Origin of the sequence: Cellulosimicrobium sp. XJ-DQ-B-000, from assembly GCF_031119065.1 — a bacterium.
Taxonomy (GTDB): domain Bacteria; phylum Actinomycetota; class Actinomycetes; order Actinomycetales; family Cellulomonadaceae; genus Cellulosimicrobium; species Cellulosimicrobium funkei.
The window spans coordinates 43,271-63,424 of the sequence record NZ_JAVHYN010000007.1; the positions used below are offsets into that span (position 1 = coordinate 43,271).

Annotated in this window: 16 protein-coding genes; 5 read left to right on the plus strand and 11 right to left on the minus strand. The window is 74.1% G+C overall.

The window, feature by feature from the left end; translation table 11 throughout:
* Positions 1-53: 53 nt before the first annotated feature.
* From RDI86_RS11770 to RDI86_RS11780, 3 genes are all read right to left on the minus strand, one after another.
* On the minus strand, positions 54-629 hold the full coding sequence (locus tag RDI86_RS11770; protein WP_061269150.1) for a TlpA disulfide reductase family protein: 576 nt from the start codon (positions 627-629) through the stop codon (positions 54-56).
* A 211-nt stretch (positions 630-840) separates the two neighbouring features.
* On the minus strand, positions 841-1,512 hold the full coding sequence (locus RDI86_RS11775) for a histidine phosphatase family protein (RefSeq protein WP_308821455.1): 672 nt from the start codon (positions 1,510-1,512) through the stop codon (positions 841-843).
* A gap of 71 nt (positions 1,513-1,583) precedes the next feature.
* On the minus strand, positions 1,584-2,102 hold the full coding sequence (locus tag RDI86_RS11780) for a MarR family transcriptional regulator (RefSeq protein ID WP_308821456.1): 519 nt from the start codon (positions 2,100-2,102) through the stop codon (positions 1,584-1,586).
* 162 nt (positions 2,103-2,264) lie between these two features.
* On the opposite strand from RDI86_RS11780, the gene RDI86_RS11785 reads away from it, so the two are divergent.
* Positions 2,265-2,816, plus strand: coding sequence for a YceI family protein (locus RDI86_RS11785; RefSeq protein WP_009862579.1), 552 nt, complete (start codon positions 2,265-2,267; stop codon positions 2,814-2,816).
* Positions 2,817-2,936: 120 nt separating this feature from the next.
* On the opposite strand, the gene RDI86_RS11790 is transcribed toward RDI86_RS11785, so the two are convergent.
* Both RDI86_RS11790 and RDI86_RS11795 read right to left on the minus strand, forming a co-directional pair.
* Positions 2,937-3,611, minus strand: coding sequence for a redox-sensing transcriptional repressor Rex (locus tag RDI86_RS11790; RefSeq protein WP_021482510.1), 675 nt, complete (start codon positions 3,609-3,611; stop codon positions 2,937-2,939).
* 56 nt (positions 3,612-3,667) lie between these two features.
* Positions 3,668-3,958, minus strand: coding sequence for a glutaredoxin family protein (locus RDI86_RS11795; protein ID WP_043655753.1), 291 nt, complete (start codon positions 3,956-3,958; stop codon positions 3,668-3,670).
* A gap of 49 nt (positions 3,959-4,007) precedes the next feature.
* On the opposite strand from RDI86_RS11795, the gene RDI86_RS11800 reads away from it, so the two are divergent.
* Complete coding sequence (locus RDI86_RS11800) at positions 4,008-4,880, plus strand: HAD family phosphatase (RefSeq protein ID WP_076403236.1); 873 nt, start codon at positions 4,008-4,010, stop codon at positions 4,878-4,880.
* 94 nt (positions 4,881-4,974) lie between these two features.
* On the opposite strand, the gene RDI86_RS11805 is transcribed toward RDI86_RS11800, so the two are convergent.
* Positions 4,975-5,073 carry a 30S ribosomal protein bS22 gene (locus tag RDI86_RS11805; protein WP_003792170.1) on the minus strand — a complete coding sequence of 33 codons (99 nt, stop codon included), beginning with the start codon at positions 5,071-5,073 and terminating at the stop codon, positions 4,975-4,977.
* 185 nt (positions 5,074-5,258) lie between these two features.
* Positions 5,259-6,485, minus strand: coding sequence for an acetoin utilization protein AcuC (locus RDI86_RS11810; protein ID WP_061269145.1), 1,227 nt, complete (start codon positions 6,483-6,485; stop codon positions 5,259-5,261).
* Between the two features lie 210 nt (positions 6,486-6,695).
* Here RDI86_RS11810 and RDI86_RS11815 point away from each other — a divergent pair, with 210 nt between their 5' ends.
* A complete protein-coding gene (locus RDI86_RS11815; protein ID WP_021483424.1) occupies positions 6,696-8,072 on the plus strand; it encodes a TrkH family potassium uptake protein in 1,377 nt (458 codons plus the stop codon).
* 172 nt (positions 8,073-8,244) lie between these two features.
* The gene (locus RDI86_RS11820; RefSeq protein WP_061269154.1) at positions 8,245-8,949 is read left to right on the plus strand and encodes a TrkA family potassium uptake protein; all 705 of its coding nucleotides are present in this window, start codon (positions 8,245-8,247) and stop codon (positions 8,947-8,949) included.
* A gap of 501 nt (positions 8,950-9,450) precedes the next feature.
* Here the strand turns inward: RDI86_RS11820 and RDI86_RS11825 are convergent.
* Positions 9,451-10,053 carry a transcriptional regulator gene (locus tag RDI86_RS11825; RefSeq protein WP_170963108.1) on the minus strand — a complete coding sequence of 201 codons (603 nt, stop codon included), beginning with the start codon at positions 10,051-10,053 and terminating at the stop codon, positions 9,451-9,453.
* Positions 10,054-10,130: 77 nt separating this feature from the next.
* Here RDI86_RS11825 and RDI86_RS11830 point away from each other — a divergent pair, with 77 nt between their 5' ends.
* Positions 10,131-11,456, plus strand: coding sequence for an MFS transporter (locus RDI86_RS11830; RefSeq protein WP_308821457.1), 1,326 nt, complete (start codon positions 10,131-10,133; stop codon positions 11,454-11,456).
* 58 nt (positions 11,457-11,514) lie between these two features.
* Here RDI86_RS11830 and RDI86_RS11835 read toward each other — a convergent pair whose 3' ends face one another.
* From RDI86_RS11835 to RDI86_RS11845, 3 genes are all read right to left on the minus strand, one after another.
* Complete coding sequence (locus tag RDI86_RS11835; protein WP_308821458.1) at positions 11,515-12,198, minus strand: hypothetical protein; 684 nt, start codon at positions 12,196-12,198, stop codon at positions 11,515-11,517.
* A 282-nt stretch (positions 12,199-12,480) separates the two neighbouring features.
* A complete protein-coding gene (locus RDI86_RS11840) occupies positions 12,481-15,078 on the minus strand; it encodes an immunoglobulin-like domain-containing protein (RefSeq protein ID WP_308821459.1) in 2,598 nt (865 codons plus the stop codon).
* A gap of 123 nt (positions 15,079-15,201) precedes the next feature.
* On the minus strand, positions 15,202-20,139 hold the full coding sequence (locus RDI86_RS11845) for a family 43 glycosylhydrolase (protein WP_308821460.1): 4,938 nt from the start codon (positions 20,137-20,139) through the stop codon (positions 15,202-15,204).
* Positions 20,140-20,154 lie beyond the last annotated feature (15 nt).

A 20,154-nucleotide genomic window follows, 5' to 3' on the forward strand; every position in this document is an offset into this window, starting at 1 on the left:
CGACGCGGCGCCCGCGGGGACCGCGGCGGCGAGGGGCGTGAGGACGGGCACGGTCAGCTCTCGGCGAGGACGTCGTCGACCAGGGCGGTGAGCGTCGAGCCCTCGACGAGCCCGATGACGCGCGCCGCGACGCGGCCCTCGCGGTCGAGCACGACGGTGGACGGCACGGCCTGGAGCGGGACGGTGCCCGAGAGCGCCGCGACGACCTCGCCGGACCGGTCGTCGATCGACGGGTAGGGGACGTCGAACCGGCGCTGGAACGCCTGGGCGGCGCCCGCCTCGTCGGTCGTGTTGATCCCGAGCACCTGCACGCCGTCGTCGGCGCGGTCGTTGGCGAGCGCCACGAGGTCGGGCGCCTCGGCCCGGCACGGCGCGCACGCCGCGTACCAGGTGTTGAGCACGACGACGTCCCCGAGCCACGCGCTCGTGTCGACCTGCTCGCCCTCGTAGTCCGTGCCCGTGAGCGCGACGACGTCGCCGCGCTCGTCGGCGTCCCACGTGCGGACCGACCCGTCGCCCGAGACGAAGCCCTGCCCCACGACGTCGGTCGAGGCGCCGGAGTCCTGGGCGCACGCCGCGAGACCGAGGGTCGCGGCGAGCACGACGGCGCCCGTCAGCGCACGGCGCACGGGTCGCCGACGCGACGGCAGGGCAGCGGCCCGCGCCTCGACGGAGAGGGGGCGCGCGGCACGCGCGCGCGAGTCGGCGGTCACGACGGCATCACGGGACGCACCCTGCCCGCGCTTCCTGAACGGGACCTGAGAGACGTGACCTCCGCCACGCCCGAACCGTGCAGTTCGGGCGCGACGGCCGTGGCGACAGCGCTGGACATGACCGACGTCACGCCCCGGAGACGGTCGCCGCGCCCGGGAGGAGGTCCGCGACCGGCTCGGTGTAGTGCAGGCCGACCAGGCGGTCGTCCTCGAAGTGCAGCGACGTGAGCGACGCGAGCGAGCACTCGCGCTTGCGCGGGTCGTGCCAGAGCCGGCGGTTCTCGAAGCTCAGGCGCGTGAGCCACACGGGGAGCTGGTGGCTGACGAGCAGCGCCTCGTGCCCGGCCGCCTTGTCCCGCACGTCGGCGACGGCGGCCCGCATGCGCGCGACCTGCTCCACGTACGGCTCGCCCCACGACGGGCGGAACGGGTTCCACAGGTAGGGCCAGTGCTGCGGGTGCCGCAGCGAGCCGTCCCCGACGCCGAAGGTCTTGCCCTCGAAGTGGTTCGCGGCCTCGATGAGCCGCTCGTCCGTGCCCAGCTCGAGGCCGAACGCCTCGGCGGCGGGCGCCGCGGTCTCCTGCGCGCGCTGCAGCGGCGAGGCCACGACGACCGTGAGGTCGGCGCGGGGGCGCGACGTGCCGTCGGGCCCGGGCTCGCCCGCGAGGTGCGCGGCGACGCGGCGGGCCATCTCGTGGCCGCGCTCGGAGAGGTGGTAGCCGGGGATCCGGCCGTAGAGGACGCCGTCGGGGTTGTGGACCTCGCCGTGGCGCAGGAGGTGGACGATGGTGGAGACCATGCCCACCAGTGTCCCGCACTCGGGGCGGGCGCACTCCACCGCGGGCCGGCGCGACGGGCCGGGACGGGTGGTCAGGCGTCGCGGTCGGCCTTGCACGCCTCCGCGACGGCCGCCATCGCCTCGCCCAGCGCCCGGAACTGCTCCGGCGTGAGTACGTCGACCAGGTACCGGCGCACGGCCGCGACGTGGGCGGGCGCCGACGCGACGAGCACGCGGTAGCCCTCGCTCGTCATCGCGCAGTTCACGCCGCGGCGGTCGCCCGAGCTCGCGGAGCGCCGGACCAGGCCGCGCGCCTCCATGCGCGCGACGGTGTGCGTCACGCGGCTGCGCGAGCGGGCGAGCCCGTCCGCGAGCGCCGACATGCGCAGCGTGTGGTCGGGGCTCTCGGAGAGGCGCACGAGCAGCTCGTACTCGTTGAGCGACACCTCGGACCGTTCCTCGTGGTCACGGCCGAGCGCCTCGATGAAGCGCACGGTCCCGTCGAGGTACGCGCGCCACAGGCGCTGCTGCTCCGCGTCGAGCCAGCGCGGCTCGGCGGCGGGGGGGCGGACGGTGCTCGCCGTCGGGGTGTCGACGTCGTTGCGGGTCATGGGTCCTCGGCGGTGCGGGAGGGGCTGGGGGCGTGGGGGGTCGGAACATTGTTCCACCCCACGGGAATAGACGGACCGAGGGGTGCTGTTGATACGCTCGTTCCGAAGTTGAACGTTCAACCACTTGGTCCGCCAGGACCCCGACCACCCGCAGGAGCACCCATGGCCTCGTCGCTGCCCGCCGGCCTCACCGCCGGTACCTACGCCCTCGACGCGTCGCACTCGCAGGCGTCGTTCACCGTCCGCCACGCCGGGATCTCGAAGGTCCGCGGCACCCTCGCGATCACCGACGGCACGATCACGGTCGGCGACGACCTCGAGTCGACGTCCGTGACCGCCCAGCTCGACGCCGCGTCCGTGAGCACGGGCGACGAGAACCGCGACAACCACCTGCGCAGCGCCGACTTCTGGGACGCGGAGAACAAGCCGACGTGGACGTTCACGTCGACGCGCATCACGGGCGACGGCGACGACTACGTCGTGGCCGGCGACCTGACGATCAACGGCGTCACCAAGCCGGTCGAGCTCGAGACGGAGTTCGCGGGCACCGCGACCGACCCGTTCGGCAACCCGCGCGCCGGCTTCGAGGCGACCACCGAGATCTCGCGCAAGGAGTTCGGCCTCACCTGGAACGCCGCGCTCGAGACCGGCGGCGTGCTCGTCGGCGACAAGATCAAGATCGCGCTCGACGTCTCGGCCATCAAGCAGGCCTGACCGTCGTCCCGGGCACGTCCCGGGCGAGACCGGCGCCCTCCGGCAGGGGTGCCGCCCCGAGGGGCCGCGTGCACCGGCACGCGGCCCTTCGTCGTCCCCGGGCCCGGGCGCCGGGGCCGCTCAGCGCTCCTGCGACGCCGCGAGGGCGCGGGCCTGCGAGTGGAACGCGAGGATCTGCAGCTCGCTGCCCACGTCGACGCCGCGCACGTCGACGTCCGCCGGGACCTGGAGCGCGCGCGGCGCGAAGTTGAGGATCTCGCGCACCCCCGCCGCGACCACGCGGTCCGCGACCGCCTGGGCGTGCGCCGCAGGCGTCGCGAGGACGACGATCGACACCTTCTCGCGCTCCACGACCTCCTCGAGCGCGTCGACGTGCTCGACGACGAGGCCCGCGGCCCGCGTCCCGACGACGTCCGGCGACGCGTCGAGGAGCGCCGCCACGTGGAAGCCGCGCTGCTCGTAGCCCGAGTAGTTCGCGAGCGCGTGCCCCAGGTTGCCGATCCCGACGATCGCGATGCGGTGCTCGTCGACGAGGCCCAGGGCCTCGGTGATGTACTGCGCCAGCGAGTCGACGTCGTAGCCCACGCCGCGCGTGCCGAACGACCCGAGGAACGACAGGTCCTTGCGCAGCTGCGCCGGGCCCACGCCGGACAGCTCCGCGAGCTCGACCGACGACGTCGTCCCGACGCCCCGCGCCACGAGGTCCCGCAGCGCGCGCAGGTAGGACGGGAGCCGCGCCACCGTCGCGCTCGGGATCCCCGGCGCCGTCACCTCACCGACTACCTGCTCAGCCACCGTCACTCCGTCGTCCAGGGACCGTCCTCGTCGACGGTCACGCTCCACGGGAGGAATCATCCCAGGTCCGCGCGCGGCGCCGAAATCCGGGCCACCGCACGCGCCAGCCGGCGCGCGTCCACGCGCCAGAACCCCTGCTGCACCCCGCCGACCGTGACGACCGGCACGTACTCGCCGTACTGCTCGCGCAGCGCCGGGTCGGTGCCCGGCGCGTCCAGGTCGACCTCCGCCCACGCGACGCCCGCCTCGGCGCACACGTCCTCGACGACCGTCCGCGCGTCGTCGCACAGGTGACAGCCCGCGCGACCGAACAGCAGGACGGGGGCGGGGGCGTCGGAGGTGCTCACGCCTCCCAGGGTACGAGGCCCCGGCGGCCCGACCGCCTAGAGTGGAGGCATGGCGACGTCTCCCGGCCCGGGCCCCGACCCGACCTCCCGGCCGACGCTCCCCGAGGAGGCGCCCGCGCGCGCCCCCGGGCCGCCGCACCGCACCGCCGCGTTCTTCGACGTCGACAACACGATCATCCGCGGCGCCTCGTCGTTCCACCTCGCGCGCGCCCTGTACCAGCGCGAGTTCTTCTCGACGCTCGACATCGTGCGCTTCGCCGTGCACCAGGCCCGTTACCTCGTGTTCGGCGAGAACAAGCAGCAGATCGACCGCATCCGGTCGCGCGCGCTCGCGCTCATCGCCGGGCGCTCCGTCGCCGAGGTCACCGCGATCGGCGAGGAGGTCTACGACACCGTCCTGTCGCTGCGCATCTACCCCGGCACGCGCCGCCTCCTCGACGAGCACCTCGCGGCCGGCCACCAGGTGTGGCTCGTCTCCGCGACCCCCGTCGAGATCGGCGAGCTCATCGCGCGCCGGCTCGGCACGACGGGCGCGCTCGGCACCGTCGCCGAGCACGAGGACGGCTTCTACACGGGACGGCTGGTCGGCGACATGATGCACGGCCGCGCCAAGGCCGCCGGGGTGCGAGCGCTCGCCGAGCGCGAGGACATCGACCTCGAGGCGTCGTACGCGTACGGAGACTCGCTCAACGACGTGACGATGATGGAGGCCGTGGGGCACCCGTGCCCCATCAACCCCGACGCCCGCCTGCGCCGCCACGCGCAGGACGTCGGCTGGCCCATCCGCGAGTTCCGCGGGCGTCGCCGCCGCGTCGCGCGCAGCAGCGTCCGCACCGCGAGCTGGGCCGGCGCCGCCTGGGCCGCCGCGCTCGTCCTGCGCTCGGTGCGCCGCGCCGTCGACCGGCGCATCGCCCGCCTCTGACCCCGCCCGGGCCGCGCCCGGAGACGCGTCGAGCCCGGTCCCTCGGGAGGGGCCGGGCTCGACGACGGGTCGGCGCGTCAGGACGCGCGCGACGTCACTTCTTGTTGCGACGCTGGTGACGCGTCTTGCGAAGCAGCTTGCGGTGCTTCTTCTTGGCCATGCGCTTGCGGCGCTTCTTGATGACGGAGCCCATACGGTCCTCGCAATGCTCGAGCGGCGTGTCGGTCGGCGACCGGTCGACCGGCCGCGGGTGGTCCACGGTTGATCGGGGCCCCGGCGACCACGAGGGCGCCGCAAGCCGACCAACACGAGAGAAATCCGCCCCCTAGCCTACCCGCTCGCGCCCGTGCCCCGGTACGCGACCGGTCGCGGGGCGTCTCAGTCGAAGTGCGCGTCGAGGCCCAGCAGCGGGAAGACGGCCCGGCGCGTGGCCGCGACGGCGCGGTCGACGTCGTCGTCCGGGTCGTACCCGCTGCTCCACCGCCGGACCTCGACCTCGGGCCCGAACGCGAGCGGCGCGTCGAACCCGGCGACCTCCGCGACGCGCTCGCGCCACGCCGCGGGCAGGGGCACGCCCGCGGTGACGGGCCGGTGCACGACCTCCCCCACGACGGCCGACCACACGAGCGGCACGACACGCGCGATCGCGTACCCGCCCCCGCCGAGCGCGAGCCACCGCCCGTCGGTCAGCTCGTGCGAGAGCCCGTGCATCCAGGTCGTGGCCGTGCGCTGCGCGTCGACGGACACGTCGAGGTCGGACAACGGGTCCTCGCCGTGCGCGTCGCACCCGTGCTGGGTGACGAGCACCTCGGGACGGAACGCGCGCAGCACGGGCGGCACGACGGCGTCGACCGCGCGCAGCCAGCGGGCGCCGTCGGTGCGGCGCGGGAGCGCGACGTTGACCGCCGTCCCCTCGGCGCCGGGGCCCCCGAGGTCGGTCGGGTGGCCCGTCCCCGGGAAGAGCGTCGCGCCGCTCTGGTGGACGGAGACGGTGAGGACGCGCGGGTCGTCCCAGAACGCCTCCTCGACGCCGTCGCCGTGGTGGGCGTCGAGGTCGACGTACGCGACGCGCTCGACGCCGTCGTCGAGCAGGCGCCGGATCGCGACGGCCGCGTCGTTGTAGACGCAGAAGCCCGACGCCGCGCCCGCCTTCGCGTGGTGCATGCCGCCCGCGACGTTCACCGCGTGCCGGGTGCGGCCCGCCGCGATCTCGCCCGCCGCCTCGTACGAGCCCGCGACGATCCGCGCGGCGGCCTCGTGCATCCCACGGAAGACCGGGTCGTCCTCGGTGCCGAGGCCGCGGGCCGGGTCGGGCGTGCCGTGCTCGGACGCCGCGCGCACCGCCGCGACGTACGCGGGCTCGTGCACGAGCTCGAGCACGTCGTCGGGCGCGGGCTCGGGCCGCACGACCCGCAGGTCCGCGTCGTCGTCGAGCAGGCCGAGGGCGCGCACGAGCCCCATCGTCAGGTCGAGCCGGGCCGGCGCCATCGGGTGGCCGGGACCGAAGTCGTAGCCGAGGAGCTCAGGGCTCCACACGACGCAGGCTCCGGGCGCCGCAGCCGCCCCGGTCGGGGCGGGCGACGACGTCGGGTCGGTCGTGGGCATGGCTCACGGTAACGCCCGACGGCGCGCCCCCGCCCCACCGACCGCGCGCCGGACCGCGCGGGGCCGCCGGTCCGGGCCTCCGCCGGGTCTCCGCGAGCCCCCGGTGCGGCGTCCGGGCCCGCGAGCGGGCATGATGTCCCGGCGCCGGAGCGGCGACATGACGGGCCACCGGGCCCGTGGCAGAGTGGCGCGAGTGGTGAGGGAGGCTCCATGCCGACGAGCATGACCGGGCGCCTGTTCAGGGGGCGGGAGATCGTCGACCGCCTCGCCCGACAGTCCCCCGCCCGCCTCGCCGTCACCGTGTTCGCCGCCGTCATCGCCGTCTTCACCGCGCTGCTCATGGCGCCCTGGGCGACGGCGAGCGGCCGGTCCGCGCCGTTCGTCGACGCGTTCTTCACCGCCACGTCCGCCGTGTGCGTCACCGGTCTCGTCGTGGTCCCCACGGGGACCTACTGGTCGGGGTACGGGCAGGTCGTCATCCTGCTGGGCATCAAGATCGGCGGCCTCGGCGTCATGACGCTCGCGTCGATCCTCGGCATGGCCGTGTCCCGGCGCATCGGCCTCACGCAGAAGCTCCTCACCGCGTCGGAGACGAAGACGACGCGGCTCGGCGAGGTCGGCTCGCTCGTGCGGGTCGTCATCATCACCTCGACGTCGCTCGAGCTCCTCATCGCGCTGCTCCTGCTGCCGCGGTTCGTCGTGCTGGAGGAGACGTTCGGCGAGGCCGCGTGGCACGGCATCTTCTACGGCATCTCCGCCTTCAACAACGCGGGGTTCATCCCGACGGAGCACGGCCTCGCCCCGTACGTCGGCGACTGGATGCTGTGCCTGCCGATCATCCTCGGCGTGTTCATCGGGTCGCTCGGCTTCCCCGTCATCCTCAACGTCATGCGCAACCGCCGCCGCGCCTCCAAGTGGAGCCTGCACACCAAGCTCACCCTCACGACGAGCGCGGCCCTCGTCGTCGTGGGCACGGTGCTCTTCGCGGCCGTCGAGTGGGGGAACCAGCGGACCCTCGGCCCCCTCGACCTCGGCGAGAAGCTCCTCGCGTCGCTCTTCGCGGGCGTCATGCCGCGCTCCGGCGGCTTCTCGACCGTGGACACCGGCGGCATGCACGAGGCGAGCTGGCTCATCACCGACGCGCTGATGTTCGTCGGCGGCGGCTCCGCGTCGACCGCGGGCGGCATCAAGGTCACGACGCTCGCCGTCATGCTCATCGCCATCGTGTCCGAGGCGCGCGGCGACCGGGACATGGAGGCGTTCGGGCGGCGCATCCCGCGCGACACCCTCCGGCTCGCGGTCGCGGTGTCGTTCGTCGGCGCGACGGCGGTGCTCCTGTCGAGCCTGCTCCTGCTGGAGATCACCGGCGAGACGCTCGACGTCATCCTCTTCGAGACCATCTCCGCGTTCGCGACCGTGGGCCTGTCGACCGGCATCACGCCCGACCTGCCCGACGCCGGGAAGTACGTCCTCATCGCGCTCATGTTCGTCGGGCGCACGGGCACCATGACGTTCGCCGCCGCGCTCGCGCTGCGCGACCGCCGCCGCATCGTGCGCTACCCCGAGGAGCGCCCCATCATCGGGTGAGCAGCCCCGCCCGGCGGCGCGACCGCCGTCGGGCCGGACGCGACCGCCGCACGAGACCTGACCGACACCCCACCGCACCAGCGGACCGACGAAAGGCCCCACCGTGACCGACCCGTTCACCCGCGCCGCCGACGGGAAGGACGGCGCGTCCGCGGACCCCGTCGCCCAGCGCATCGTCGAGCGCGGCCGCGCGGAGCGCGCGCGCCGGGACGAGGCGAAGGCCCCGCGCAAGGACGCGGGCGTCCTCGTCATCGGCCTCGGCCGATTCGGGACGGCGATCGCCGCGACCCTCGACCGTCTCGGGCAGGACGTCCTCGCCGTCGAGCGCGACCCCGACCTCGTCGCCCAGTGGAGCGGGCAGCTCCCGCTCGTCGAGGCCGACGCCTCCAACCCCGTCGCGCTCGAGCAGCTCGGCGCGCGCGACTTCCCCGTCGCGGTCGTGGGGGTGGGCACGTCGCTCGAGGCGAGCGTGCTCATCACCGGCAACCTCGTCGACATGGGCACGCCCCAGATCTGGGCCAAGGCGATCTCGGCGGAGCACGGGCGCATCCTCCAGCGCATCGGCGCGCACCACGTCGTGTTCCCCGAGGCCGACGCCGGCTCGCGCGTCGCGCACCTCGTCTCCGGGAAGCTGCTCGACTACATCGAGGTCGAGGACGGGTTCACGATCGTCAAGATGCGGCCGCCCCGCGAGGTGCAGGGGTTCACGCTCGCGCAGTCGAAGGTGCGCGAGCGGTACGGCGTCACCGTGATCGGCGTGAAGTCGCCCGGCGAGGAGTTTCTCTACGCGACCCCCGAGACCCGGATCAGCGCGAACGACCTGCTCATCGTGTCGGGTCACGCCGACCTCCTGGAGCGGTTCGCCGCTCGGCCCTGAGGGTCGGGTCGTATCGGGTCGCGTCGGGTTCACAGCCCGCGGGTCAGGTCCGCGGTGGGGTCGGACCGTGCGCTCGGACTGGCGCACCGTCGCCCTGGTCTTCCGGGCGAAGGTCTGAGGAGTGCGCCTTGACGTCCTTCGCGCACGGTCCGACCCCACCGCTCGTCCTGGCCGTCGCCCTGGCCTTCCGGGCGGAGGTCGAAGGAGTGCGCCTCGACGTCCTTCGCGCACGGTCCGACCCCACCGCTCGTCCTGGCCGTCGCCCTGGTCTTCCGGGCGGAGGTCGAAGGAGTGCGCCTCGACGTCCTTCGCGCACGGTCCGACCCCACCGCTCGTCCTGGCCGTCGCCCTTCGTCCCGCGGTTCGGGCCTCGGTCCGGTGGTCCCTCGGGGTCGGTCTGGCGCTGTCGTGCCACGGGGGGCACAAGGCTGTCGCGCCGCGTGGGGGCACGCATCGCCGGGATCCTCGCCGGTCGGCCTGCCCGGCTCGTCCGGCCGGTCGTCAGGAGGGTGGGCGGTGCAGGACGAAGAGGCCTCGGTGCAGGGGGCGGTCGTGGCGGTCGGCGTCGGTCGCGACGTACTCGTCGAGGACGGCGAGGATGCGGCGGTCGAGCTCGGCGACGTCGTCGTCGGAGAGGTGCAGGTAGAACGCCGCGGACGTGGTGACGGCGTCCGGACCGGCGGCGAGGGCGTCGTCGAGCGCCGCGGCGACGGGGCCGAACCGCGCGCCAGGCGCGGCGTCGCGCAGCGGGTCGTCGAGCCACCACGTGGCGCCCGTGGCGCGGTAGGGCCGCTCGAGCGCCCCGCCCGCCCCCGTGCGGACCTCCGCGGGCTCGAGCAGCCCGGCGCGCACGAGGAGCCGGACGTGGTGCAGCGCCGTGCCCGGCGGGACGCCGAGGTGGTCGGCGAGCTCCTTGTTCGTCATCTCGCGCGTGCCGCACTGCCGCACGATGCGCTGGCGCAGCGGGTGCGCGAGCGCCTTCGCCTCGAGGGCGGTGGGCGGACGACGGCCCGGGACGTCGGGGGCGCGCGGCCCGGGGGCGGGCCCGGCGCCGGGGTCCGGGATCGACTGCGGAGTCGGCTCCGGGGTGGGCTCGGGGGTCATGGGCTCATCGTACGGACCTCCGATCGATAGTGCTCGATCGATTGGGGTTTCTCGATCACTGTGCCATGCTGGGCGACATGGCCTCTCGACCCGGGCGCCATCGCCCCGCCGCCGCACCGCTCGGTGCGCCGTTCCGGCGCCTGTGGGCCGCGTCCACCGTGTCGAACCTCGCCGACGGGGTGCTCAAGGTCGCGCTCCCGCTCGTCGCGGTCCGGTACACCGAGTCGCCGGCGCTGGTCGCGGGGCTGACGTTCGCCCTCACGCTCCCGTGGCTGCTCTTCGCGCTGCCCGCGGGCGCGCTCGCCGACCGCCTGGACCGGCGGCTCGCGATGGTCGGCGCCAACGTGGCGCGCGCGGTCCTCGTGGTCGCGCTCGCGGCCGTCGCTCTCGTGCCCGACGCCGGGAGCATCGCCGTGCTCTACGTCGTCGCCTTCGCCGTCGGCGTCACGGAGACGCTGTACGACACCTCGGCGCAGTCGATCCTCCCGCAGGTCGTGCCGCGCACCGCGCTCCCCCGCGCCAACGGGCGCCTCTACGCGGCGGAGCTCACCGCGAACCAGTTCGTGGGGCCGCCCCTGGGCGGGCTGCTCGTGGCCGCGGGCGCCGCCGTCGCGTTCGGCGTCCCCGGAGCGCTCTGGGCGCTCGCCGTGGTGCTGCTGCTCGGGCTCCCGGGCACGTACCGGACGGTGCGCACGACCCGCACGACGCTGCGCGCGGACGTCGCCGACGGCCTGCGGTTCCTGTGGCACGACCGCATCCTGCGCACGCTCGCGATGATGGTCGGCGGCATCAACTTCGCGAGCAACGCCGCGTTCGCGGTCTTCGTGCTCTACGCCGTCGGCCCCGACTCGCCCCTCGGCCTGTCCGAGCCGGCGTACGGCGTGCTCCTCACCGCGACGGCGGTCGGGGCGTTCGCGGGGTCGTTCGTCGCCGAGCGCGTCGTCGGGACGATCGGGCGTGCGCGCTCCCTCGCGCTGACGATCCTCGGCACGGTCGCCCTCGTCGGCGTCCCCGCGGTGACGACGAGCGCATGGGTGATCGGCGCCGTCTTCGCGGTCGGCGGTGCCGGGATCGCCGTGTGGAACGTCGTGACGCTGTCGCTGCGCCAGCGCATCACGCCCGACGCCCTGCTGGGCCGGCTCAACGCGTGCTACCGGCTCCTCGCCTGGGGGACGCTGCCCCTCGGCGCCGCCGTGGGCGGCCTGCTCGGCGAGCTCTTCGGCCTGCGCACGGTGTTCGTGGTCATGGCGGTGGTGTCCGGCGCGACGCTCCTGGGGATGCTCGTCGTCGACGACCGGGCGATGGACGCCGCGGAGGCTGCCGCGGACGCACGCGACGCCGACGCACGCCTGGCCGAGGCCGCGCGGCCTGGCGCCGAGGCGGAGCCGCAACCGGAGAGCTGACCCTGCGGGCGCGCCGGAGGGGCGCGCCGACGAGGTGCGCCCGGAGAGGTGCGCAGGCTCAGGCCGCGCCGCCCCTGCCTGCCCGACTGCGCAGCGCCGCCCCGGCCAGGACCGCCGCCCCGGCCAGCGCCGCGGCGAGGCCCAGGCCCGCGCCCGTCGTCGCCAGGCCCGGGCGCGAGGAGCCCGGCCCGCCGCCCGCCGCCGCACCACCCGACCCGCCCGCTCCCCCGGGCCCCGCGGACGGCGTCGTCCCGGGCTCGTGCGGCTCGCCGGGGCCGGCGAGCACGAGGAAAGGCTCGGACACCACGTCGGCGCCACCCGCGGTCGGGACGAGCCGCACGTGGTGCTCGCCCGGCGTCGTACCCGCGGGGATCGTCGCGACGAAGAGGAACGCCCCGTCGGCGTCCGTCGTGACGGTGCCCAGGAGCACGGGATCGCTCTCGAGCCAGACCTCGTGGACGGCGTGCGGCGCGAGGCCGGTCCCGCGCAGCTCGAGCCTGCCGCCGACGACGAACGGCCCGGACCCGACGACGGCCACGCGCGGCGCCGTCGGCACCGCGCGCTCGGTGATCTCGACGCTGACGCGCACGCCGTCGGCGGGGTCCGTGACCGAGATCGCGGCCGGGGCGGCGGCCGCTGCAGGGATGGTGGTCGGCGGTGTCGCGCCGGCCGTGCCCGCGGGCACGACGAGCGAGCCGGCGAGCACGAGGGCGGCGAGCAGCCTGCGGGTGGTCGTCGTCACGCGAGGAACCTCTTCGTCCGGCCCGGGGCGGGCACCGCTGGGTCGCCCCCGAACCCGACTGGACGGGCGTCCAGTTCACGGACATCCTGCCATCCTGGACGCCCGAACTGAACACCCGTCCAGTTTGTTCACCCACGCGTAGCACCGCCGTCGACAGGCGGGCACGGCTCGGCCCCCGCCGCTCCGCGGAGCGACGGGGGCCGAGCCCGGACCCGGGCCGTGCCGGCACACCACCCGGGGGTCCGGCACCCCCGGCCCGGCCGAGGCCGGACCGGGGGACGGTCAGGCGCAGTCGAGCGCGTCGACCGCCGCCTCGCGCGTGGCCGTCACCTCCCGGCCGTCGAGGGTCGCCACGCCGTTCACCGTGACCGTGCCCGCCGGGACCGCCGTCGTGCGGGCGGCGAACGACTGGTACGCGTTCTTCCCCGGCGCGACGTCGGCGACCGTCTTCTCCCCGTACGGCGTCGTGAGCGTCAGCGTGACGGGGACGTCCTCCCCGTTCGTCGCGCGGACCGCGACGTACGCCTTTCCAGCGAGGCAGCGCGGCGTCACCTCGACCGCGAGGTCGAGCTCGGGCGCCGGCGGCTGCTCGCCGTACGCCGCGAGGAGCGCGGCGTGCTCGGCGGCCGTGATCGGCAGCACGGTGCCGTGGCGCGGGCTGCTCGGCAGGTGCGCGTCGACCGACGTCCACACGCCCGAGTCGAGGTCGGTGGACTCGAGCGGCAGGTAGCCCTGGCCGCCGTGGTAGCTCGGCTGGTCGACGAAGAGGTACCACTTCTCCTCGGTGTTCGACCTGAAGACGGTCGGCCCCTCGCCCGCGGTGAGCATGCCGCCCCACGGGTTGGGCTGGCCGTAGCCGATCTTCTCGGCGACGAGGTCCCACTCGGTCGAGCGCAGGTCCGTCGACTTCTCGAGGCGCGGGATCATGTAGGCCTCGTCCTTGGTGAACCGGTAGTACGTGCCGTCGTGCTCGACGATCGACGAGTCGATCATCCCCAGCCCGTTGCCGCGCTTCTCGTCGATCCACACCTGCGGCTCGGAGAACGTCACGAAGTCGCGCGTCGTGGCGTACATCATGCGCTGGTAGGAGTCGGCGATGCGGCGGCCGTCGGTCGACGTCGTCGGGTAGAGCGCCGAGGCCCAGTAGACGATGTACTCGCCGCGCTGCGCGTCCCAGAACGCCTCGGGCGCCCACGTGTTGCCCGCGTACGCGCTCGACACCGTGACCATGCGCTGGTCGGACCAGTGCACGAGGTCGGTCGACTCCCAGATCATCAGCGCGCGCGACCCGCGCTCCTGCGCGTTGCCGAAGTCGTTGCCGCCGTAGATGCGCAGGTCGGTCGCGAGGAGGAAGAACCGGTCGCCCTCGGGCGAGCGGATGATGAACGGGTCGCGCAGGCCCTTCTCGCCGAGCGTCGACGTGAGCACGGGCTCGCCGTCGTTGAGCTCGACCCAGTCGAGCGGGTCGTTCCCGTTGCTCGCGCTGAAGTAGACCGACTCGCCGTCCGCGGTGCTCTCGCCCTCGAAGTACGGGAAGAAGTAGCCCTCGTAGTCGGCCGCGGCGGGCAGCGGGCGGACCGTCGCGTCGTAGGTGTGCGTCGCGGTCGCACCGTCCTTCGTCGCCGTGACGGTGAGCCGCACGACGGCGGCCGGCTCGCCGTGGGCGGGCCGGGTCACCTCGCCCGTGGCCGAGACGGTCGCGGGGTCGGAGCTCTCCCACGTGAGGGCGGAGCCGTTTGCCCCCTCGGCCGGCAGCGTGAGGTTGCCGCGCACGTCGCCGAGGTGCGGCACGACGACGTGGCTCGCGTCCCACGCCACGGCCGCGGCAGGAGCCAGGTGGGCGAGGACGGTGACGTCGAACTGGGCGGTGCGCGCGACCGCGCCGCGCGTGACGAGCGCGGTGAGCGTCACGGTCGCGTCGTCCTCGCCCGCGGCGGGCCGGGTGACCTTCCCCGTGGCGCCGACGACGCCCGCGTCCGACGACGTCCACGTGACGAGCGAGCCCTGCGCGCCCGTGGTGGGCAGCACGAGGTCCGCGGTGACGGCGCTCGTGTCGCCGAGGTCGAGCGCGGCGAGGTCGGCGTCGGCGGCGGCCGCGGAGGTCCGGGCCGCGAGCTCGGCCGCCTCGGCCGGGCTCAGCGCACGGTCGTAGAGGCGGAAGTCGCGCACCTGGCCCTTGAGGTAGCGGTCGCCGGAGTAGAGCGAGCGGCCGACGTAGTTCGCGGTCGTCTGACCGCCGCCGATCTGGCCGGGGTCGGTCGTGACGTTCGTGGCCTGCTTGACCTGCACGCCGTCCTCGTAGAGCGTCGCCGTCGCGCCGGAGAGCGTGTACGTGAGCGTCTTCCAGACGCCGCGCTGGAGGTTCGCGCCCTTGGTGACGGTCTGCTCGGTGGTCCAGCTCCCGGTCGCGATCGACGTGCGGTACGCGTTGCCGGTCGTGAACAGGTAGCCGTTGCCGTTCGACCCGCTCGTGTTGCCGAGCCCGTAGACGAAGTACGGCGTGCCCTGGTCCTGGCTCACGAGCACGTCGAGGCTCACGGTGGCGTCCGTGAGGCCCGCGAGCAGGTGGTCGGGCAGGTCGACGTAGTCGTCGGTCCCGTCGAGCGTCGTGCCGTCGGCCGTCGTCGTGCCGCCCACCACCGCGGCCGGGCCGAACGTCGAGCCCTCGGCGCGGTTCGCCGTCGTGCCGCCGGTCGTGCTCGCGGCGTCGAGCGGGTACCACGCGACGAGCCCGTCGTCGGTGGGGCCGCCGACGTCGGCCGCGGCGGGCGCCGCGACGGCGGCGGCGAGCGTCGTGGCGGCGGCGGCGAGCGTCGTGGCGGCGAGCGCCCCCACGAGCCCGGCGGCGAGCGCCGAGCGTGCTCGATGTGTCAGGTCCATGTCGTCCTCTCCTCGTCGAGATGCAGGTGTGTCGCGAGGTAGAGCCCCGGTCCCGCGAGGTAGAGGCGTGGTCGTGACCACGCCTCTACCTCGGCTCACCGGGGCTCTACCTCGGGGGGGTCGTCAGCCGCAGGGGTGGGCGTCGTAGGCGACGTCGTAGGGCGTGGTGACCGGGGTGCCGTCGAGCACGGCCGTGCCGGTGACCGTCACGGTGCCCGCCGGGACCGACGTCGCCCTCGTCGCGAACGACTGGTAGGCGTTCGCTCCCGGCGCGACGCCCGCGAACGTCCTCGTGCCGTACGGGGTCGTGAGGGTGACGTCGGCGGGCACGTCGCCCGCGTTCGTCGCCCGCACCGCGACGTAGACCTTGCCCGCGAGGCACCGCGGGGTGGCCTCGACGGTCAGCTCGACCCGGGGCGCGGGGGCGACGTCGACCGGGTCCACGCTCTCGAGCGTCGGCACGACCTTCTGGATGAGGCCGTCCTCGCCGAACGTGAGGCGGTCGATCGTCGTCTCGCGGTTCGTCCCGTCGCCGCCGGGGATCGCGAACCGGTGGTACGCGATGTACCACTCGTCTGTGCCCTCGACGTTGAGGATCGAGCTGTGCCCGGTCCCGAGGATGCCCTGCGAGGCGTCCTTCTCGAGGATCACGCCGCGGTACGTCCACGGGCCGTCGATGCTGTCCGACGTCGCGTAGCCGACGCGGTAGTTCTCCGAGCCCGTGTCGTCGATCGAGTACGTGAGGTGGTAGATGCCGTCCCGGTAGTTGAGGAACAGGCCCTCGCGGAAGTCGGTCAGGCCGGGGATGCGTCGCAGCGTGTCCTGCTTGATCGACGTCATGTCGTCGTCCAGCTCGGCCATGACCGGGCCGTTCGACGGCCCGCCGTTGCCCCACAGCAGCCAGTACTTCCCGGTCTCCGGGTCGCGGAACGCGGCCGGGTCGATGGCCTGGCCGGACGTGACCGCCTCGCCGTTCGTGATCATCGCCGTCGGCTGCGCGGTGAACGGCCCCTCGGGGCTGTCGGCCACCGCGACGCCGATCGTCTTCCGGTCGTACGTCGGGTTGTGGCCCGAGAAGTAGAACCAGTACTTCCCGTCCCGCTCGATGATCGTGGGCGCCCACGCGTTGCCCGTCGCCCACGGGACGTTCCCGTTCGCGCCGTCGAGCGTGAGGAAAGGCCGCTCCGAGCGCTCCCACGTCACGAGGTCGGTGGACTTCCACACGTAGAAGTCCTTGCCGCCCCAGCCCGGCGTGCCGTCGGTCGTGGCATAGAGGTAGAACGTGTCGCCGAACTGCGCGATGTTCGGGTCGGCGTACGTCCCGGGGAGTACCGGGCTGCCCATCTGCTTGGCCTGGACCGTCCACGTGCGCGACGACCCGTCCGGCCCGGTCACGGTGTACTCCACGGGCTGCGTGAGGTCCTGCACCGAGCCGTTCCCGGGCGTGACGGTCGCGCGCGGCGAGACCGTGAGGACCGGCGCGAGCGCGGAGACGTCCGTGCCCGGCACGACGGCGAGCGTCACGGTCGAGCTCGCCCCGTCGACGATCGCGGGGACCTTGAGCGCGTCGAGCTCGGCGCCCGTGACGGCCGTGTGGTCCGCCCCGACCTGGTAGACCTCGTCGGCCGTGAGCGCACGGTCGTAGACCCGGAAGTCGCGCACCGAGCCCTTGAGGTAGCGGTCGCCCGAGTACAGGGAGCGGCCGATGTAGTTGGCGAGCGTCGAGCCGTTCCCGATGTCCTTCGGGTCGATGGTGACGCCGGTCTGGCGGCCCACCTCGACGCCGTCCTCGTAGAGCACGGCCGTCGTGCCGGACAGGGTGTACGTGAGGTGCTTCCACACCCCGCGCTGGAGGTTCGCGTTCTTGGTGACGGTCTGCTCGGTGGTCCAGTTCCCCGTCGCGATCGACGTGCGGTACGCGTTGCCCGTGGTGAACAGGTACCCGTCGCCCGCCGTGCCGCTCGTGTTGCCGAGGCCGTAGACGAAGTACGGCGTCGCCTGGTCCGTCGCGACCTTGACGTCGAGCGCGACCGTGACGTCGGTCAGCCCGGCGAGCAGGTGGTCGGGCAGGTCGACGTAGTCGTCCGTCCCGTCGAGGGTCACGCCCTCGCCCGTGCCGGAGAAGGCCGCGCCGTTGGTCAGCGTCGCCGGGCCGAACGACGACCCGGGCGCGGTGTTCGCCGCCGCCGTGCCGCTCGTCTCGTCGAACGCGTACCGCACCACGAGGCCCGGCACGTCGGCCGTCACCTCGACCGCCACGTACGCGGTGCGCGACCCGTCGGCCGTGGTCGCCGTGACGAGCGCGTGGCCCTCGCCGACACCGGTGACGACGCCGTCGGCCGAGACCGTGGCGACGTCCGCGTCGTCCGACGCCCACGTGATCGCGCGCGCCGTCGCGTTCGCGGGCGTGACAGTCGCCGTGAGCTGCCGCGTGCCGCCGACGCCCACCTCGAGCGACTCGGGGGTGACGCTCAGGCCCTCGACGGGGACGACGTCGTCGGTCACGGTGACGACCGCGCGGGCGCGGACGCTCACCCCGCCGCCGAGCGTGCCGGCGACCTCGAACGAGCCCGCCTGCGCGTACGACGCCGGGTCGACCGCGTCCCACGTGACATCCGCCGAGCCCGTGGAGCCGTCGGCGAAGCGCGCCGTGACGCTCGCGGGCAGCACCGGCGCGGAGCCGGTCTGGACGGTCACGGCGACGTCCTCGACGGACTCGACGAACGCGTCGGGCTGGTACGTGCGCAGCAGGCGGTCGTACTCGGCCTGCGTCACGGGGAGCACCGTGCCGTGGCGCGGGCGCGACGGCATCTCGTAGTCGGAGGACATGGTCCACTCGGCCGCGTCGAGCGAGGTCGACTCGAACGGCACGTAGCCGCGTCCGCCGAACTCGTCGATGAAGAGGTACCACTTCTCCTCGGTGTTCGACTTGAAGATCGTCGGGCCCTCGCCCTGGTTGATCCCGCCGCCGAGCGAGTTCGCCTTGCCGATGCAGTCGGTGATGAAGTCGTAGTCCGTCGAGCGCAGCTCGGCCGCCTTCTCCGCGAGGATGAACTTGGAGCACGGCGTGGACGACGTGTTGTTCCGCTCGTCCTTGGTGAACCGGTAGTACTGGCCGTCGTGCTGCGTCACGGTCGAGTCGATGACCGAGTAGCCCGGGTCGACCCACACCTGCGCCTCGCTGAACGTCACGAAGTCGCGCGTCGTGGCGTACATCATCCGGTTGTAGGTGTTGCCGGTGTGGTCCGGGTCGTCCTCCGCGTAGAGCTTCGAGGCCCAGAACACGACGTACGCGCCGATCGTCTCGTCGTAGTACGCCTCCGGCGCCCACGTGTTGCCCGCGGTGTCGGGCGAGACCTGCACGAGGCGCTGGTCGGTCCAGTTCACGAGGTCCGTGGACTCCCACACCATGATCGACTTCGAGCCGGTGCGCTGGGACGCGTCCCAGTTCCCGTTGCCGTAGATCTTGAGGTCGGTGGCGATCTGGTAGAACTTGTCGCCCTCGGGCGAGCGGATGACGAACGGGTCCCGCAGGCCCTTCTCCCCCAGCTCCGACGTGAGGACGGGCTGGTTGTCGTTGAGGTTCTGGTACTTCAGCGGGTCGTTGCCCTGGCTGAGCCCGAAGTAGACCTGCTCGCCCGTGGCGGTGCCCTCGCCCACGAAGTAGGAGAACAGGTAGCCCGCGAGGTCCTCCTGCTCGGGCAGCGGCGGCACGTGCGCCGCGAGCTCGCGCGTGGCGGTGGCCGCGCCGACCGTCACCGTCGCGGTGAGGGCCACGGTCTCGGCGTCCTCGCCGTGCGCCGGGCGCGTCACCTCGCCCGTCGGGGTGATCGTGCCCGACGACGACTCCCACGTCACGCTCGCGCCGTGCAGCCCCGTGGTGGGCAGCGTGAGGTTGCCGCGCACGTCGTCGAGGTTCGTCACCTCGAGCGCGGCGGCCGCGGCGTCGGCCTTCGCCTGGTCGCCGTCGCCCGGCAGGACCGTGACGTCGAACGTGCGGGTCGCGGTCGCGCCGCGCAACGTCACCGTGGCGGTGAGCGTCGCGGTCGCCGGCTCGTCGCCCGCGGGGCGCGTCACCGCGCCGCTCGCCGAGACGACGCCCGCGTCGGAGCTCGACCACGCGACGGCGGAGCCACCGACGCCCTTCGCGGGGAGCACGAGGTCCGTGCCGACGGCGCTCGTGTCGCCCAGGTCGAGCGCGGCGGCGTCGGCCGTGACGGCGTCCTGCGCGGCGTCCGACGCGAGGTCGGCGACCTCCTGCGCGGTGAGCGCGCGGTCGTAGAGCCGGAAGTCCTTCATGCGCCCCTTGAAGAGGTTGTCGGCGGCGTAGGCCGACTTCCCGAGCGCGTTCGCGGTCGTGGTGCCGCCGCCGATCGCGCCGGGCGTGATCGTCACCGCGGTGTTCTGCCCGACCTGGGTGCCGTCCTCGTACAGCCGCGCCGTGCCGCCCGCGAGCGTGTAGGTGACGGTCTTCCACACGCCCCGCTGGAGGGCGCCCGCGGGGGTCTTGGCCGTGTTCTGCTCGCGGCCCCACGCGAGGTCGGAGATCGTCGCGCGGTAGTTCGCGTTGCCCGTCGAGAACAGGTAGCCGTTCCCGGACTGCGGGGTGCCGACCGCCGGGTTGCCGAGGGTGTAGAAGAAGTAGTTGCCGCTCAGCGACGTGTCGACCCACACGTCCGCGCTCACCGTCACGGCGTCGTAGCCGGCCAGGAGGTCGTCGGGCAGGTCCACGTGGTTCGCGCCGCCGAACGTGAGCCCCTGTCCCGCGCGCCACCCGCCGCCCGTGCCGACGAGCGCGGCGTCGAGGCCGTGGCCCGACGCGTCGTGCGCGACGGTGCCCTCGGTCTCGTCGAGCGGGAGCCAGAGCCGCAGACCGTCCGTGGTCGGCTCGGCCGCGACGGGGACCGGTGCGGGCGCCGCGGGCATCGGGCCGGCGGCCGCCGCGCCCACGGGCGCGAGCGGGGCGACGAGCGCGAGGCCGAGCAGCGCCGCGAGCGAGCGGCGTCGGCGTCGGGCGCGGGGCTCCGCGGGCGTCGGGGGTGGTTCGTGGCGTGAGGTCATCGGTGACTCCTCGTC

What these genes read in the sequence shown, in the direction of transcription:
- RDI86_RS11775 (WP_308821455.1), bottom strand. Translation starts at nt 1,512, where the DNA reads ATGGTCTCCACCATCGTCCACCTCCTGCGCCACGGCGAGGTCCACAAC.
- RDI86_RS11780 (WP_308821456.1), bottom strand. Translation starts at nt 2,102, where the DNA reads ATGACCCGCAACGACGTCGACACCCCGACGGCGAGCACCGTCCGCCCC.
- RDI86_RS11785 (WP_009862579.1), top strand. Translation starts at nt 2,265, where the DNA reads ATGGCCTCGTCGCTGCCCGCCGGCCTCACCGCCGGTACCTACGCCCTC.
- RDI86_RS11800 (WP_076403236.1), top strand. Translation starts at nt 4,008, where the DNA reads ATGGCGACGTCTCCCGGCCCGGGCCCCGACCCGACCTCCCGGCCGACG.
- RDI86_RS11805 (WP_003792170.1), bottom strand. Translation starts at nt 5,073, where the DNA reads ATGGGCTCCGTCATCAAGAAGCGCCGCAAGCGCATGGCCAAGAAGAAG.
- RDI86_RS11810 (WP_061269145.1), bottom strand. Translation starts at nt 6,485, where the DNA reads ATGCCCACGACCGACCCGACGTCGTCGCCCGCCCCGACCGGGGCGGCT.
- RDI86_RS11815 (WP_021483424.1), top strand. Translation starts at nt 6,696, where the DNA reads ATGCCGACGAGCATGACCGGGCGCCTGTTCAGGGGGCGGGAGATCGTC.
- RDI86_RS11825 (WP_170963108.1), bottom strand. Translation starts at nt 10,053, where the DNA reads ATGACCCCCGAGCCCACCCCGGAGCCGACTCCGCAGTCGATCCCGGAC.
- RDI86_RS11830 (WP_308821457.1), top strand. Translation starts at nt 10,131, where the DNA reads ATGGCCTCTCGACCCGGGCGCCATCGCCCCGCCGCCGCACCGCTCGGT.
- RDI86_RS11840 (WP_308821459.1), bottom strand. Translation starts at nt 15,078, where the DNA reads ATGGACCTGACACATCGAGCACGCTCGGCGCTCGCCGCCGGGCTCGTG.
- RDI86_RS11845 (WP_308821460.1), bottom strand. Translation starts at nt 20,139, where the DNA reads ATGACCTCACGCCACGAACCACCCCCGACGCCCGCGGAGCCCCGCGCC.